The organism is Mycobacterium sp. ABE4_509, from assembly GCF_056160785.1.
Genome location: NZ_JBSWXU010000003.1, coordinates 58,339 through 73,099, shown reverse-complemented (window position 1 = coordinate 73,099; position 14,761 = coordinate 58,339). Strand labels below are relative to the sequence as shown.

The window sequence follows — 14,761 nt, the reverse complement described above, 5'->3', positions numbered from 1 at the left end:
GTCATGGCACCTCCACGGTACCGCCGTCAGGCCAGGAAATCGGCCGGCAACGAGTCGAGCATGCCTCGGACCATCCGCACCGCGTACTCCGAACTGCCGCCGCCGACGATCAGCGCGGCGAAGGCCATGTCGCCCCGGTAGCCGGTGAACCACGAATGCGAGCCGCCGACGAACTCGGCCTCGCCGGTCTTGCCGCGCACGTCGCCGGCCCCCTGCAGGTCCTCGGCCGTGCCGTTGGTGACCACCAGCCGCATCATCGGCCGCAGGCTGTCGACCACCTGGGCCGGGATCTGTCCGGGTTCGCCGGTGATCTCGGTCTCGCGGCCGTCGATGAGCTTGGGCACCGGCGTGTGGCCCGCGGCCACGGTCGCCGCGGCCAGCGCCATTCCGAACGGACTGGCCAGCACCTTGCCCTGACCGAAACCGTCCTCGGTGCGTTCGGTGAGGTTCACCGTGGGCGGCACCGACCCGGTCACGGTGGACAGGCCCGCGATGCGGTAGTCGGCCCCGATACCGTACTGCGCGGCGGCCTGGGTCAGTCCCCGCGGCGGCATCCGGCTGGCCAGTTCGGCGAACGTCGTGTTGCAGGAGCTGGCGAACGCCCGCGACATCGGCACCGTCCCGAGGTCGAACCCGCCGTAGTTGGGCACGGTCCGGTGCCCGATGTCCATCTGCCCCGGGCAGCCCAGCAGCGTGTTCGGGGTGGCCATGTCCCGTTCGATGGCCGCGCCGGCGGTGACGATCTTGAAGGTCGAACCCGGCGGGTAGAGACCCATCGTCGCGATCGGGCCCTCCCGGTCCGCGGCCGCGTTCTGCGCGACGGCCAGGATCTCGCCGGTGGAGGGCCGGATGACGACCATCATCGCCTGCTTGTCGGTGCTGTCCACCTGGTTCTGGGCCGCGACCTGAACCGCGCGGTCCAGGCTGATGCTCACCGACGGCGCCGGATCGCCGGCCACCTCGTGCAGGATGTCGACGTCGACCTTGTTCTGGTTGACCGTCACCACCCGCCAGCCGGGCGTGCCGTCGAGTTCGTCGGCGACGGTCTTCTTGACCTCGTCGACCAGGGTGGGCGCGAAATGGTCGTCGGTGGGCACCATTTCGGGCTGCGGGGTCACCACGACACCCGGCATCGGGCCGAGCGCACCGATGACGGCATCGTGGTCGTCCTTGCGCAGCGTGATCAGGCTCAGCGGGCCCTTCATCGAGCTGGCCAGTTCGGCGAGCCGCTGCGCGTCGAGTGTCTCGTCGAAGGGCCGCAGCGCATCGCTGATCACCCGTGCGGTCGGCATCAGCGCGGCGCCCGCCTCGTGCGCATCCAGCGCGAAGTGATACCGGTAGCCGGGTACCAGCACGTTGGTGCCGCTGCGCTCGTTGACCGAGGCGCGCGGCGGCGGGTCGGCACGCAGTGCGAAGGTCTGGTTCTCGCCCAGCCGCGGATGGATGTCGGTGGCGGCCCAGCGCACCTCCCAGCGCCCCTCGTCGCGCACCATGTTCAGCTGGCCGTCGTAGGTCCAGGTCCGGTCCTTGGGCAGGTGCCAGGTGTAGCGGTAGGCGATGCTGCCGGTGTCCTCGGCGTATTTGGAGCTCAGGATCTGCGCATCCAGCCCGGTGGCCTGCAGACCCGCCCACGCCTCGTTGAGCGCGGCGCGGGCGAGGTCGGGGCGGTCGGCGAGTTCGCTGGCAGCAGCGGTGTCGCCCTCGGCCAGCGCGGCGAAGAACCTCTCCGCGGCGGGCTCGGGACCATTCGGGCGCGGCGTGCACGCGCTGAGGGCGACGACCATCGCAGCCGAGGTCACCAAGCCGACCACGCGTGTTGCAGATGAGATCAGTGTTGCCATTGAGGCAAATGTTAAGAAATAACGATCTCATTTCGGCGTAGGCGCACCGCGCCGACGCCGCCGAGATCCGACTTCTGCGGGCCCGACCGGTCGGCCCTGCCCTACGCTCCCGCTGCGGGCGCCCGCACCACCAGCGGCACCGCCGGGAAGTACGCCGCAAGCTCCGACCGTGAGGCGCGCAGGGCGGCCGTCCCGTACCCGTGCTTGCGGTAGTGGGGATGGATCCAGATCCGCACATCCACCTCGCCGTCGGCGAGCTCACCGAACACCATCCCGACCTTCGTCGCGCCGACCTCGGCGACCAGCCACACCGCTTCCTCCGCGGCGACGCGGGCCACCGCGTCGCGGATCTCGTCGCCGAGGTCGCCGGCCGGCGTCGCGGTGCCGTCGCCGGCCAGCCGGATGTCTTCGGTGCGGATGGCGAAGATGTCGCGATCGGTGTCGGCGGTGAACGGACGCAGCATCAGCCGGCGGGCCCGGCCGGGCGACTGCCCAGGTGCGGTGAAGATCGGCGACCGGCCGCTGAGGTTCTCCAGTTCGGCGGCCAGGCGGCGACGCGAAACCCTGGTCAACCGGTCGAACGACAACCGCAGCACCGCTTCGGCCGCCACCTCCGGGGTGTCGAGCAGATCGGCGATGGCCTCGATCGCGGCGTCGTAGTCCTCGGAGTCCACCACGACGTCGAGCACCTCGTAGCGACGGTCGAGGGCCCGGACCAGGGCGTCGGCGATGGCGGTCCGCTCGGCGGTCTCGGCTGCCGACACGTGGTGCTCAGTCATGGGGATGAAGCGTACGGCCTGCGCTTGGCCGCTCAGTCCAGCAGCACGGTGGCGAACGAGCCGATCTCGGAGAAACCGATCCGCGAATAGGTCGCCCGCGCGACCGTGTTGAAGCTGTTGACGTACAGGCTCGCGATGCGCCCACCGGCCACCACCGCTGCGGCCAGCGTCGCGGTTCCGGCGGTCCCGAGGCCGCGGCCCCGCCAGTCCGGGTGCACCCACACGCCCTGGATCTGGCCGACGGCCGGTGACTGGGAGCCGACCTCGGCCTTGAACACGACCTGACCCCGCTCGAACCGGGCCCAGGCCCGTCCGGCGGCGATCAACGAGGCCACCCGGCGCCGATAGCCCCGGCCACCGTCACCGAGGCGTGGATCGATGCCGACCTCACCGATGAACATGTCGACGGCCGCGACCAGGTAGGCGTCGAGCTCCTCCATGCGCACCGGACGCACGGCGGGGTCGACCGGGCACGCCGGCGCGGTGGTCAACGCCATCAACGGCTGATGGGAGCGCACGTCCCGGGCCGGACCCCACACGTGCTCGAGCCGCTGCCACATCGGCAGCACCAGCTCGGCGCGCCCCACCAGCGACGAGCATCGCCGGACACTGCTGAGAGCCTTGTCGGCGAAGGCGTTGAGGTCACCGGGTGCGCCACGCAGCGGAATCAGGTTGGCCCCGGCGTAGCAGAGCGACTCACTGGCCCGGCGGTGGGTCCACAGCTCGCCGCCGATCGCGGCGGGGTCGATACCGTGCTCGGCGACTCGGGCTGCCACCATGCACGCCGCGACCGGGTCCTCGTCGAGCACCTGCCGCACCGCGGTGATGTCGCGCACCACCGACACTCTTCGCTCGTCGACGAGACGAAACAGCGGAGGAGCCGACATCTGGACTCTTTCTGCGACTAACCGAGCAGCCGACCCCACACCTGGGGGGCTGGGTCTAGCTTACGGTCACAACCGGGGAACCGCTGGCATCATCCAGTCCGGTTTCTTCGGCGATTCGAAGCGCCTCCTCGATCAATGTCTCCACGATCTTCGCTTCGGGGACGGTCTTGATGACCTCGCCCTTGACGAAGATCTGGCCCTTGCCGTTGCCGGAGGCGACTCCGAGGTCGGCCTCCCGGGCCTCGCCCGGACCGTTGACCACACAGCCCATCACGGCGACGCGCAGCGGCACCTCCATGCCCTCGAGTCCCGCGCTCACCTCGTTGGCCAACGTGTACACGTCGACCTGGGCACGCCCGCACGACGGGCAGGACACGATCTCCAGCGACCGGGGCCGCAGGTTGAGCGACTCGAGGATCTGGTTGCCCACCTTGACTTCCTCGGCCGGCGGCGCCGACAGCGAGACCCGGATGGTGTCGCCGATACCCCGGGACAGCAGTGCGCCGAACGCGACCGCCGATTTGATGGTGCCCTGGAACGCCGGGCCGGCCTCGGTGACGCCCAGGTGCAAGGGATAGTCGCACTGCTCGGCCAGCTGCTCGTAGGCCGCGACCATCACCACCGGGTCGTTGTGCTTGACGCTGATCTTGATGTCGCCGAAGCCGTGCTCCTCGAACAGCGAGGCCTCCCACAGCGCCGACTCGACGAGCGCCTCGGGAGTGGCCTTGCCGTACTTCTCCATGAACCGCTTGTCCAGCGACCCGGCGTTGACGCCGATGCGAATCGGGATGCCGGCGTCCCCGGCGGCCTTGGCGACCTCGGCGACCCGGCCGTCGAACTCCTTGATGTTGCCCGGGTTGACCCGCACCGCCGCACAGCCCGCGTCGATCGCGGCGAAGATGTACTTGGGCTGGAAGTGGATGTCGGCGATCACCGGGATCTTCGACTTCTGCGCGATCGCCGGCAGGGCGTCGGCGTCTTCCTGGCGTGGGCAGGCCACCCGGACGATGTCGCATCCCGATGCGGTGAGCTCGGCGATCTGCTGCAGCGTCGAGTTGATGTCGTGGGTTTTCGTGGTGCACATCGACTGCACCGAGATGGGATGGTCGCTGCCGACGCCGACATCACGGACCATCAGTTGACGGGTCGTCCGACGCGGGGCCAGCACCGGCGCGGGCGGCGCCGGCATCCCCAGACCTATCGAGGTCATCAGTGTCCTTCCGGATCCTCAGGGACCCTGTTGAAGCTATTGGAATGGTCTGATCGGGTTGACGAAGTCGGCGGTGACCGTCAACAGCATGTACCCGGCCACCACCACCAGCACGACGTAGGTGGCCGGCATCAACTTCAGGTAGTTCACCGGGGCCGCGGCGACCATGCCGCGCGCGGACCGGAACAGGTTGCGGATCTTCTCGAACACGGCGATGGCGATGTGCCCGCCGTCGAACGGCAGCAGCGGGATGAGGTTGACCGCGCCGAGCACGAAGTTCAGCTGGGCCAGGAAGAACCAGAAGGCCACCCACAGCCCCTGGTCGACGGTGTCGCCGCCGATGATGCTGGCACCGACCACGCTGATCGGCGTCTCGGGGTCGCGTTCCCCGCCGCCGATCGACTCGACCAGCGCGCCGACCTTGGTGGGGATCTTGGCCAGCGCCTTGCCCAGCTCGACGGCGAGGTCGCCGGTGAAGGCGAAGGTGGCCGGTACCGCGGCCAGCGGGTTGTACTGGGTGGGTCCGAACACCGCGGCCACGACGCCGATGGTGCCGACGTCGGTCGGGACCGGCTCGGCCTCGGCACCGTCGCCGGCGACGTAGCGCTGACTCGGGGTGACGTCGACGACGGTGGTGAACTGTTCGCTGCTTCCGTCGCGGTCGCGCTGCACGGTGAACTCGGTCGGGCCGTTCAGCGGCCGTACCGCGGTGACCAGCTCGTCGAAGTCGGCCACCGGGGTGTCTGCGACCTTGACCACGACGTCGCCGGCCTCGATGCCGGCGGCCGCGGCCGGGCTGGACACGATGCAGTCACCGAGTTCGCCCTGCCTGACCTCGGACTTCACGCAGGAGGTCTCCCCCACCATGGCGGTGGTGGGCTGGTTGAGGTTCGGCAGACCCCAGACGATCGCGATCGCGTAGATCAGCGCGAACCCGATGACGAAGTTCATCCCGGGGCCGGCGGCCAGCACCGCGACGCGTTTCCAGGTCTTCTGCCGGTACATGGCGTAGGGGCGGTCCTCGGGGTCGAGTTCCTCGACCGAGGTCATGCCGGCGATGTCACAGAAGCCGCCGAGCGGAACGGCCTTGATGCCGTACTCGGTCGAGCCGAGCCTGTTGGCCCGCCGCGTCGACCACAGCGTGGGGCCGAACCCGACGAAGTAGCGGCGCACCTTCATCCCGGTGGCGCGGGCGACCCACATGTGGCCGCACTCGTGCAGGGCCACCGACAGCAGGATGGCGAGTGCGAAAAGCACGACGCCGATCACGAACATCATGAGGCGGGCGGTCCCTATCTCCTGGATCTTGCCGAATCTGCGTAGTCACGCCCGACGGCGCGCCGGGCCCGGTCCCGGGCCCAGTCCTGCGCGTCGAGTACGTCATCCACGGTAGCTGGTTGCGCGGCCCACTGGTCGGCAGCGCGCAGCACCTTCTCCACGGTGCGCACGATCGCCGGGAACGCTATGGCACCGGCGAGGAAGGCCTCGGCGGCCTGCTCGTTGGCGGCGTTGTAGACCGCGGTCAGGCACCCGCCGCGGCGACCCGCTTCCCGGGCCAGGTCCACCGCGGGGAACACCTCGTCGTCCAGCGGCTCGAACTCCCACCGTGCGGCGGTGCTGAAGTCGCAGGGCAACGCCGCGCCGGCCACCCGGGCCGGCCAGCCCAGGGCCAGCGCGATCGGCAGCTTCATATCGGGTGGGCTGGCCTGCGCGAGGGTGGATCCGTCGGTGAAGGTGACCATCGAGTGCACGATCGACTGCGGATGCACCACCACGTCGATGCGGTCGTAGTCGATTCCGAACAACAGGTGCGTCTCGATCAGCTCGAGGCCCTTGTTGACCAGCGAGGCCGAGTTCAGCGTGTTCATCGGGCCCATCGACCAGGTGGGATGCGTTCCCGCCTGCTCGGGGGTGACGTCTTCGAGCTGGGCGGCGGTCCAGCCCCGGAACGGGCCGCCGGAGGCGGTCAGGACCAGCCTGGCGACTTCGTCTGCGGTGCCGCCGCGCAGGCATTGCGCCAGCGCGGAATGCTCCGAATCGACCGGCACGAGTTGCCCGGGCGCGGCGGCGGCCAGCACCAGCGGTCCGCCGGCCACCAGTGATTCCTTGTTCGCCAGCGCCAACCGTGCCCCGGTGCCCAGCGCGGCCAGGGTGGGTTCCAGTCCCAGCGCCCCGACCAGCGCGTTGAGCACGACGTCGACACCTGTGGTCGCGGCGGTGCCCTCGATCAGCCGGGTCACCGCCCGCGGACCGGAGTAGGTCACGTCGCCGAGACGGTCGGCGGCGGCGGGGTCGGCGACGGCGATGTTCGTCACCCCGGTCTCGGCGCGCTGCCTGGCCAGCAATTCGACGTTGCCGCCGCCGGCGGCCAGCCCGACGATCTCGAAGCGGTCCGGGTTGGCCGCGATGACCTCGAGCGCCTGGGTGCCGATCGAACCGGTGCTGCCCAGGATCAGCACACGGATCCTGTCCTGCTGCTGCCGATCGCGACTCACGGGTTCATTGTGCCGTGTCACGCCCACGTCGCCGCATCCCGCCGCCGACGGCGCGACGGGGCCGCCCAATTGTGACGTCACTGTGACGTCGGGGGCCGTCACCCATCCGCAGCGTGCGCGGCGATGAATCCCCGGTGTCAGCACAACGGGCGGACCGTCCGTCAACGAAAGACGTGAAGGGATGAATGTGATGATCACCGTCAACCGGAAGTCGATCGCCGCAGCCGGCGTGGCCGCCGCGGCGATGCTCGGGGTAGCCGCGTGCTCGAGCGACAGCACCGAGGAGACCTCGGCGACGAGCGAGACCGCCACCACGTCGGCAGCGGCGGAACCCACCACCTCGATGGCCCCGACGACAAGCACGATGGCCGACCCGGCGGCCAACCTGATCGGCAGCGGGTGCGCCGCCTACGCCGAGCAGGTCCCCACCGGTCCGGGCTCGGTGGCGGGGATGGCCGCCGAACCGGTCACCGTAGCGGCGTCGAACAACCCGATGCTCACCACGTTGACCCAGGCGCTGTCGGGTCAGCTCAACCCGGACGTCAACCTCGTCGAGACACTCGACGGCGGCGAGTTCACCGTGTTCGCCCCCACCGACGACGCCTTCGGCAAGCTCGATCCGGCCACCATCGAAACCCTGCAGACCGACTCCGATCTGTTGACCAGCATCCTGACCTATCACGTGGTTCCCGGTCAGGCGGGCCCGGATCAGGTCCCCGGTGAGCACGAGACCGTCCAGGGCGCGACTGTGACCGTGACCGGGGAAGGCGACGACCTGATGGTCAACGACGCAGGCCTGGTGTGCGGCGGGGTGCAGACCGCCAATGCGACCGTGTACATGATCGACACCGTGCTGATGCCGCCGGCCAACTGACCGGCCGCCACGGCTTTCGGATCCCCTCGCCCGCGCAACGCGGGTGAGGGGATTCGCGTTTTCGCCCGCCACCGTCCAGGAACATCAAAAGTTTTGCGCTACAACCCATCCGAACGCTCATCCACTCCGAATCACAGATGTAAGACGTCACCGGACAAGGAGAGCGAGACCATGGGGATGAACAAGAAGACCTGGGCAGCAACCGGGTTCGCCGCAGCCGCGGCAATCGGGATGTCACTGGGAACGGCTGCGACCGCGGGGGCACAACCGATGGGCCCGGGCTGCGCGGCCTACGTCGAGCAGGTTCCCGAGGGCCCGGGTTCGGTGCAGGGCATGGCTCCGGCGCCGTTGACCGTTGCCGCCTCGAACAACCCGCTGCTCACCACGTTGACCAAAGCCGTTTCCGGGCAGCTCAATCCGCAGGTGAATCTGGTCGAGACACTCGACAGCGGGCAGTTCACCGTGTTCGCCCCCACCGACGCGGCGTTCGCCAAGCTCGATCAGGCCACCCTCGATCAGCTCGCCACCGACGCACCGCTGCTGACCAGCATCCTCACCTACCACGTGGTGCCCGGCCAGGCCGCACCCGAGCAGGTGATCGGAACCCACACCACTGTCGAGGGGCGCGACCTCACCGTGACCGGGCACCCGGATGATCTGAAGGTCAACGAGGCATCGGTGATCTGCGGAGGCGTTCAGACCGCCAACGCGACCGTGTATCTGATCGATTCGGTGCTGATGCCGCCCATGTGAGCCGGGCACCGGGACCCGGCGGTGTCAGCTGGGCGGGAAGTGTTCGATCCAGTGCCTGGCGATGTCGATGCGGCGCGCCACCCACACGTCGTCGTGTGATTGCACATGGTCGAGGAACCGTTCCAGTGCCGCGGTGCGCGCGGGGCGGCCGGCGAGCCGGCAGTGCAGTCCGATGGACAGCATCTTCGGTGCGCCGGCCGCACCCTCGGCGTAGAGCACGTCGAATGCGTCGCGCAGGTGGGTGAAGAACTCGTCGCCGCTGGGGAATCCGCCGGCGATCGCGAACCGCATGTCGTTGGTGTCCAGGGTGTAGGGCACCACCAGATGGTCGGTCTCGGCCACCCGGGTCCAGTAGGGCAGGTCGTCGGCGTAGGAGTCGGAGTCGTAGACGAAACCGCCGTGCTCGACGAGCAGCCGGCGGGTCTGCGGGGAATCCCTGCCGGTGTACCAGCCCAGTGGCGCGGTGCCGGTGACCTGGTTCATCAGCGCGACCGCCTCGGCCAGGTGCTCCCGCTCCACCTCGGGCTCGATCAGCTGATAGCTGATCCAGCGCAGCCCGTGGCAGGCGATCTCGTCGCCGCGGGCCTGAAATGCCGCCACCGCTTCGGGGTTGCGGGCCAGTGCCATCGCGACACCGAAGATGGTCAGCGGGAGCCCGCGTCGGTCGAAAGCCCGCAGCACCCGCCACAAACCGGCCCGGGAGCCGTACTCGTACAGCGACTCCATGCTCATGTGACGGTTCGGGAAGGGCTGGGCGGCAACGATTTCGGAGAGGAATGTCTCCGAGGCCGGGTCACCGTGCAGCACGTTGTTCTCGGCACCTTCCTCGTAGTTGAGGACGAACTGCACCGCGATCTTGGCGCCGCCGGGCCACTGCGGATGCGGCGGGTGGGCGCCATAGCCGACCATGTCGCGCGGATAGCTGTCGGCCTGCCCGGAGATCATGCAGGCATTCTGGCAGGCCCGTCACCGGATCGTCGGCCGGTGCGCCGCGACGAGTCCGACATCACGCTGGGTCCGTCACCGGCTGACCTTGGCGATGATCGTCTCGGCGAACCGCTCGATCGGTGCGCGGAACCGCTCCACCCCGCCGGAGGTGTCGCCGGTGTCGGCGGCGCCCATCCACGGCGCGCACATCACCGCGGTGATGCCGGCGTCGCGCGCACGCAGGTACAGCTCCGGCGTCGGCGGATCCAGCAGCGCGAGCAGGATCTCGAACGGTTCGTCACCGCGCCCGTAGCTGGTGCGCAGCTCGGTCAGTCGCCGGGCGTAGCGGGTGGCCTCCTCGAGGGTGTAGGCGTACCCCACCCAGCCGTCGCACAGTCGCGCCGCGCGGCGCAACGCCGCCTCGGATTCGCCGCCGGCCAGTATCGGCACCGGTCGGGGCGGGTGCGGTTCGATCATCATCTCCGGCACCTGGTAGTGCTCGCCCTGCCAGGACACCCACCCGCCCCGCCACAGCGCGCGCAACGCCGGGATCATTTCGTCCAGGCGCTTGCCCCGGGTGCTGAACTCCTGACCCATCAGGTCGTATTCCTCGCGCATCCAGCCGACACCGACCGCCAGCGCCACCCGGCCGTCGGCGACGACGGCCGCGGTGGCCACCTGCTTGGCCACCTCCAGCAGCGGCCGCGCGGGGGCGATGTAGACCGCGTTGGAGAACCGCAGCCGCCGGGTCACCGCGGCCATCGCCCCGGTCAGCACCCAGGCGTCCGGCCAGGGCGTCTCGGGCGGCCACGGCGGGGTGCCGCTGTCGGAGTCCGGGTAAGTGGACTGCAGCCGGCGCGGATAGATCATGTGGTCCGAGGTGACCATCCCGTCGTAGCCGGCGTCGTCGAGCATCCGCGCCAGCGGGACGGCATCGGTGGTTGGCATGAACGCGGTACCCGACCAGAACTGCACGGTGCTCCTCCAGGTGTGACGATGCTGCGCTTTGGTGTTTCTCTATCGGAGATTGCGGGCAGCATCAATGCCATGCCCGCCGTGTTGTGGTTTCGCCGCGATCTGCGGCTGTCTGACCATCCCGCGCTGCTCGCGGCCGCCGACCACGACGACGAGGTGCTGGCCTGCTACGTCCTCGATCCCCGGCTGAAGGCCTCGGCCGGCCCACGTCGTCTGCAGTACCTCTACGACGCGCTGCGTGACCTGCACGAACAGCTGGGCGGCAGGCTGCTGATAGCCCGGGGCGACCCGAGGAAGCGGATCCCGGCGCTGGCCAAGGCGGTCGGAGCCGCGACCGTGCACGTGTCGGAGGATTTCGCACCGTTCGGCAGGCGCCGCGACGAGCAGGTGCGCGAGGCGCTCGGCGACGTCGAGCTGGTGGCCACCGGATCGCCCTACCTGGTGTCGCCGGGGCGGGTCACCAAATCCGACGGCACCCCCTACAAGGTGTTCACGCCGTACTACGACGCCTGGCGCAGGCACGGGTGGCGCAGGCCGGCCGACTCGGGGCAGGCGACCGCGAACTGGGTCGACCCCGACGACGTGCCGGGCCGACCGGGCCTGTCCGATCTGCCCGACGCAGGTGTCGAACTCGAGTGTCCCGCCGGCGAGCGGGCGGCGCGGCGGCAGTGGGAGGAGTTCCGGCGCAGTGGCCTGACCGGTTACGCCGAGGACCGGGACCGACCCGATCTGGATGCCAGCAGCCGCATGTCGGCGCACCTGAAGTTCGGCACCGTGCACCCGCGCACGCTGGCCGCTGATCTGGGCGCGGGGAAGGGGGCCCAGGCCTATCTGCGGGAACTGGCGTTCCGCGACTTCTACGCCTCGGTGCTGCACGAGTGGCCGGAAAGCACCTGGTGGAACTGGAACCACAGCTTCGACGGGATCGAGGTCGACGAGGGACCCGAGGCGCAGCGGGCCTTCGAAGCGTGGAAGTCGGGCAAGACCGGTTTCCCGATCGTCGACGCCGGCATGCGTCAGCTGGCCGCAACCGGCTTCGTGCACAACCGGGTGCGGATGATCGTGGCGTCGTTTCTGGTCAAGGACTTGCATCTGCCGTGGCAGTGGGGGGCGCGCTGGTTCCTCGAGCAGTTGGTGGACGGCGACATGGCCAGCAACCAGCACGGCTGGCAGTGGGCGGCCGGGTGCGGCACCGATGCCGCGCCGTACTTCCGGGTGTTCAACCCGACGACGCAGGGCGCCAAGTTCGACCCGTCCGGTGACTACATCCGCCGGTGGGTGCCCGAACTGGCGGGCGTCGACGTGCACAGACTCGACGGCGCCCGGCCGGGCGGCTATCCGGAGCCGATGGTGGATCACAAACAGGAGCGCCAGGAGGCCTTGCGCCGGTACGGCGCCATCAAGTGAGGTCGGTACGGCGCCATCAAGTGAGACCGGTACGGCGCGTTGAACTAGCGCGGCTACTTCAACGTCTGCCCGGCGTCGACGGGCAGCGCGACGCCGGTGAGGTAGCGCCCGGTGGGTCCGCAGAGATAGACCATCGCGTCGCTGACGTCGCGGGGTTCCATCATCGGGAGACCCAGCAGCGGCTGCTGGGCCTCGCTGAACGAGGGGTGCTGGCCGGCCCACTCGGCCATGGCTTCGTTGAGAACCATCGGTGTGGCGACACCGCCGGGGTGCACCGAGTTGACCCGGATGTTCTTCTCGGCCAGCGACCGGGCGAAGTGCCGCATCACACCGACGACCCCGTGTTTGGCGGCGGTGTATCCGGCCGCGCCGTGGCTCATCGTGCCCAGCTCGGTGCTGACCGAGGTGAATCCGGCCGCTGAGCTGGTGATCACGATCGCACCGCCGTCGGGGTTGCGCAGCAGGGCGGGCAGGGCGGCGTCGATGGTGAAGTAGACGCCGTTGAGCATGACCGCGACCGCGTCGGTGAATGCGGTGATCGAGCTGCCGGCCTGCCCGGCGGCGGGCAGGATGCCGGCGTTGGCGAGCACGAAGTCCAGGCGGCCGAGTTCGTCGACGCCCCGTTGCACCGCGGCGGCCAGCCGGTCACGGTCCCGGACGTCGCCGTGCTCGGCGATGATGCGCCGCCCGGTCTTCTCGACAAGACGCACCGTCTCCTCGAGATCCTCGGGGGTGGCCATCGGGTAGGCGACGCTGTCGATCTGGTCGCACAGGTCGAAGGCGATCACGTCGGCGCCTTCCTCGGCGAACCGGACCGCGTGCGCGCGGCCCTGCCCGCGGGCGGCACCGGTGATGAAGACGACCTTGTCGTGGAGCAGACCGCGCGACGCTGGGGTGGCCATGACCGGCCAGCCTACTGTCGGGGTTCGCGGCCGGTGCGGACTCCTACGGCAGGGCGTAGTAGTGCTGTGCAAAAATGACCCTCAGGTATTCCGACGTGAGGAGCAGCCGTGGCAAGCACCGAGGTGGAGCGTCACACCGGCGTCGACGTCGAGGAGGTGCCGTCGGCGGAGTGGGGCTGGTCGAAGGAGAACCCTCGGGTCAAGCAGATCGGCGGGCTGCTGGCCGCCGCGTTTCTGCTGCTGCTGACGCACGGCAACCACGTCGGCCACGTCGAGGACTGGTTCATGATCGGGTTCGCCGTATTGGTGCTGGCCCTGGTCGCGCGCAGCTGGTACGTGGAGCGCAACCGCGAGACGCGGTAGCCGTCCGGGCCGGATCTGGCTAGACCGGGTGGAGCCGACGCAACGGGCGGCGAATCCGGTACAGGGACTCGGTGGCTTCGACCACTCCGGCCGGACACGGCGGCGCACCGCCGGCGGCCAGCGCGTGCGCCTTGAACACCCGCGCCGCCGAACTCAACCGGTGCGCGGCGGGTTCCAGGCCCGCGTCGGGCCGGACGTGCATCGGCTCCCCCCACACGGTGACGTCGTTGGTTCCTCGGCAGGTGATGCGCGACAGCGCCCGGCGCACCTCGGCGCCGCGGTTCAGCTGTTCGGCGCCGATCATGAGTGCTTCGCCGCGGCCCAGGCCACCGAACACCGACTCGACGTCGGCCCGCTGGCGCCGCGCGGCGGCGCCGAGGATGGTCAGCGGCCGGACATCACAGTCGTCGGCGAGCAGTACCGTGACATCCCAGCCGTAGCGGGCCTGGTCACACAGGTAACCGCCGACGGCGGCGACGACCTCGGTCATCCCCGAGCCCCACACCAGCAGCCGGGGACGCTGCGGCCGGCCCAAGCCGGTGGCTGTCGGGTCCTCGGGGTGGGACCGTCGCGATCCCATCGCGCTATCCGGCCGCACCCGCGGAACGTACCGGCGCGAGGTCCGTGCCGTCCGGCGGGTACCACAGGGCGGCGCTGTGGAACTCCTCGACGTGCAGATCGGGCATCGACGTGCCGGATGAGGTCAGCGCCCGCCCTTTGAACGCCACGGCGGCGGCGCTGAGCCGGTGGCTGACCCGGTGGAAGCGGCGGTCTCCGGACACCAGCGCGGTCTCCCCCCACACGGTGACCTCGGTGCGGGCACCGTCGACGGCGCTGAGCACCGCACGGCGGATCGGGTCGTCGCGGGCGATGAGCCGCGCGTCGATCGCCAGCGCCGCGGGCCGCTGCCGGGACAGCAGTTCGATCCCGCTGGCGCCGTCGGCGGTGCGCAGCCCGAGGATCATCAGGGAGCTGGTGTCGACCGGCGCCGGCGTGTGCACGGTGACCCGCCACCCGGCCCTGACCCGGTCGCACAGCCAGCCGCCGGCCGCGCCGACGACCGCCCCGACGTCGAGGGCGAGCACGGCGAGATCGTAGGCGAGCAGGTGCTCACCGCTCATCCGCACACCAGAACCTTTGCGCACGAACGGCACCAACCCGTCGGCATCGATCGTGTGGGCACTCACCGTCTGCCTCCCCGGCGGTCGTCTGGGCGTCATCTCCACCGGCTGAACGTCGTCGCTGTCATCACGCCACCCTCGGGCGCTCCGTGTTCGGCGCGCCGAACACAGCGTGACACTTGGACGACGATCTGTAAAGTGTTCGTTGGGTGACGCATTCAACGACG

At 69.8% G+C, this 14,761-nt stretch carries 15 protein-coding genes; 4 read left to right on the top strand and 11 right to left on the bottom strand.

Annotated elements, in window-relative coordinates:
* Positions 1-26: 26 nt before the first annotated feature.
* The 6 genes from ACXAID_RS01565 to dxr all read right to left on the bottom strand — a co-directional run bounded on the left by ACXAID_RS01565 (position 27) and on the right by dxr (position 7,212).
* Entirely contained in the window at positions 27-1,841 is a 1,815-nt protein-coding gene (locus tag ACXAID_RS01565; protein ID WP_475020412.1) for a penicillin-binding transpeptidase domain-containing protein, read from the bottom strand.
* A 101-nt stretch (positions 1,842-1,942) separates the two neighbouring features.
* On the bottom strand, positions 1,943-2,620 hold the full coding sequence (locus ACXAID_RS01560) for a GNAT family N-acetyltransferase (RefSeq protein WP_475020411.1): 678 nt from the start codon (positions 2,618-2,620) through the stop codon (positions 1,943-1,945).
* Between the two features lie 32 nt (positions 2,621-2,652).
* Positions 2,653-3,507: a GNAT family N-acetyltransferase gene (locus ACXAID_RS01555; RefSeq protein ID WP_475020410.1), complete on the bottom strand. Its 855-nt coding sequence runs from the start codon at positions 3,505-3,507 to the stop codon at positions 2,653-2,655.
* A 55-nt stretch (positions 3,508-3,562) separates the two neighbouring features.
* Entirely contained in the window at positions 3,563-4,717 is a 1,155-nt protein-coding gene (gene ispG / locus ACXAID_RS01550; RefSeq protein WP_475020409.1) for a flavodoxin-dependent (E)-4-hydroxy-3-methylbut-2-enyl-diphosphate synthase, read from the bottom strand.
* Between the two features lie 36 nt (positions 4,718-4,753).
* Entirely contained in the window at positions 4,754-5,995 is a 1,242-nt protein-coding gene (locus ACXAID_RS01545) for a M50 family metallopeptidase (RefSeq protein ID WP_475020408.1), read from the bottom strand.
* A gap of 14 nt (positions 5,996-6,009) precedes the next feature.
* Positions 6,010-7,212 carry a 1-deoxy-D-xylulose-5-phosphate reductoisomerase gene (gene dxr, locus ACXAID_RS01540; RefSeq protein ID WP_475020407.1) on the bottom strand — a complete coding sequence of 401 codons (1,203 nt, stop codon included), beginning with the start codon at positions 7,210-7,212 and terminating at the stop codon, positions 6,010-6,012.
* Between the two features lie 190 nt (positions 7,213-7,402).
* Between dxr and ACXAID_RS01535 the strand changes: the two genes are divergently transcribed.
* Positions 7,403-8,086, top strand: coding sequence for a fasciclin domain-containing protein (locus tag ACXAID_RS01535; RefSeq protein ID WP_475020429.1), 684 nt, complete (start codon positions 7,403-7,405; stop codon positions 8,084-8,086).
* A gap of 231 nt (positions 8,087-8,317) precedes the next feature.
* The gene (locus tag ACXAID_RS01530; protein WP_475020428.1) at positions 8,318-8,839 is read left to right on the top strand and encodes a fasciclin domain-containing protein; all 522 of its coding nucleotides are present in this window, start codon (positions 8,318-8,320) and stop codon (positions 8,837-8,839) included.
* Positions 8,840-8,863: 24 nt separating this feature from the next.
* On the opposite strand, the gene puuE is transcribed toward ACXAID_RS01530, so the two are convergent.
* Complete coding sequence (gene puuE, locus ACXAID_RS01525; protein ID WP_475020406.1) at positions 8,864-9,784, bottom strand: allantoinase PuuE; 921 nt, start codon at positions 9,782-9,784, stop codon at positions 8,864-8,866.
* A 75-nt stretch (positions 9,785-9,859) separates the two neighbouring features.
* Positions 9,860-10,741 carry a TIGR03619 family F420-dependent LLM class oxidoreductase gene (locus tag ACXAID_RS01520; protein ID WP_475020405.1) on the bottom strand — a complete coding sequence of 294 codons (882 nt, stop codon included), beginning with the start codon at positions 10,739-10,741 and terminating at the stop codon, positions 9,860-9,862.
* 72 nt (positions 10,742-10,813) lie between these two features.
* Between ACXAID_RS01520 and ACXAID_RS01515 the strand changes: the two genes are divergently transcribed.
* On the top strand, positions 10,814-12,148 hold the full coding sequence (locus ACXAID_RS01515; RefSeq protein ID WP_475020404.1) for a cryptochrome/photolyase family protein: 1,335 nt from the start codon (positions 10,814-10,816) through the stop codon (positions 12,146-12,148).
* 53 nt (positions 12,149-12,201) lie between these two features.
* Here ACXAID_RS01515 and ACXAID_RS01510 read toward each other — a convergent pair whose 3' ends face one another.
* On the bottom strand, positions 12,202-13,050 hold the full coding sequence (locus ACXAID_RS01510) for a mycofactocin-coupled SDR family oxidoreductase (RefSeq protein WP_475020403.1): 849 nt from the start codon (positions 13,048-13,050) through the stop codon (positions 12,202-12,204).
* 108 nt (positions 13,051-13,158) lie between these two features.
* Between ACXAID_RS01510 and ACXAID_RS01505 the strand changes: the two genes are divergently transcribed.
* Positions 13,159-13,413, top strand: coding sequence for a DUF2631 domain-containing protein (locus ACXAID_RS01505; RefSeq protein ID WP_475020402.1), 255 nt, complete (start codon positions 13,159-13,161; stop codon positions 13,411-13,413).
* Between the two features lie 19 nt (positions 13,414-13,432).
* On the opposite strand, the gene ACXAID_RS01500 is transcribed toward ACXAID_RS01505, so the two are convergent.
* On the bottom strand, positions 13,433-13,993 hold the full coding sequence (locus tag ACXAID_RS01500) for a hypothetical protein (RefSeq protein WP_475020401.1): 561 nt from the start codon (positions 13,991-13,993) through the stop codon (positions 13,433-13,435).
* A gap of 4 nt (positions 13,994-13,997) precedes the next feature.
* On the bottom strand, positions 13,998-14,600 hold the full coding sequence (locus ACXAID_RS01495; RefSeq protein ID WP_475020400.1) for a hypothetical protein: 603 nt from the start codon (positions 14,598-14,600) through the stop codon (positions 13,998-14,000).
* Positions 14,601-14,761 lie beyond the last annotated feature (161 nt).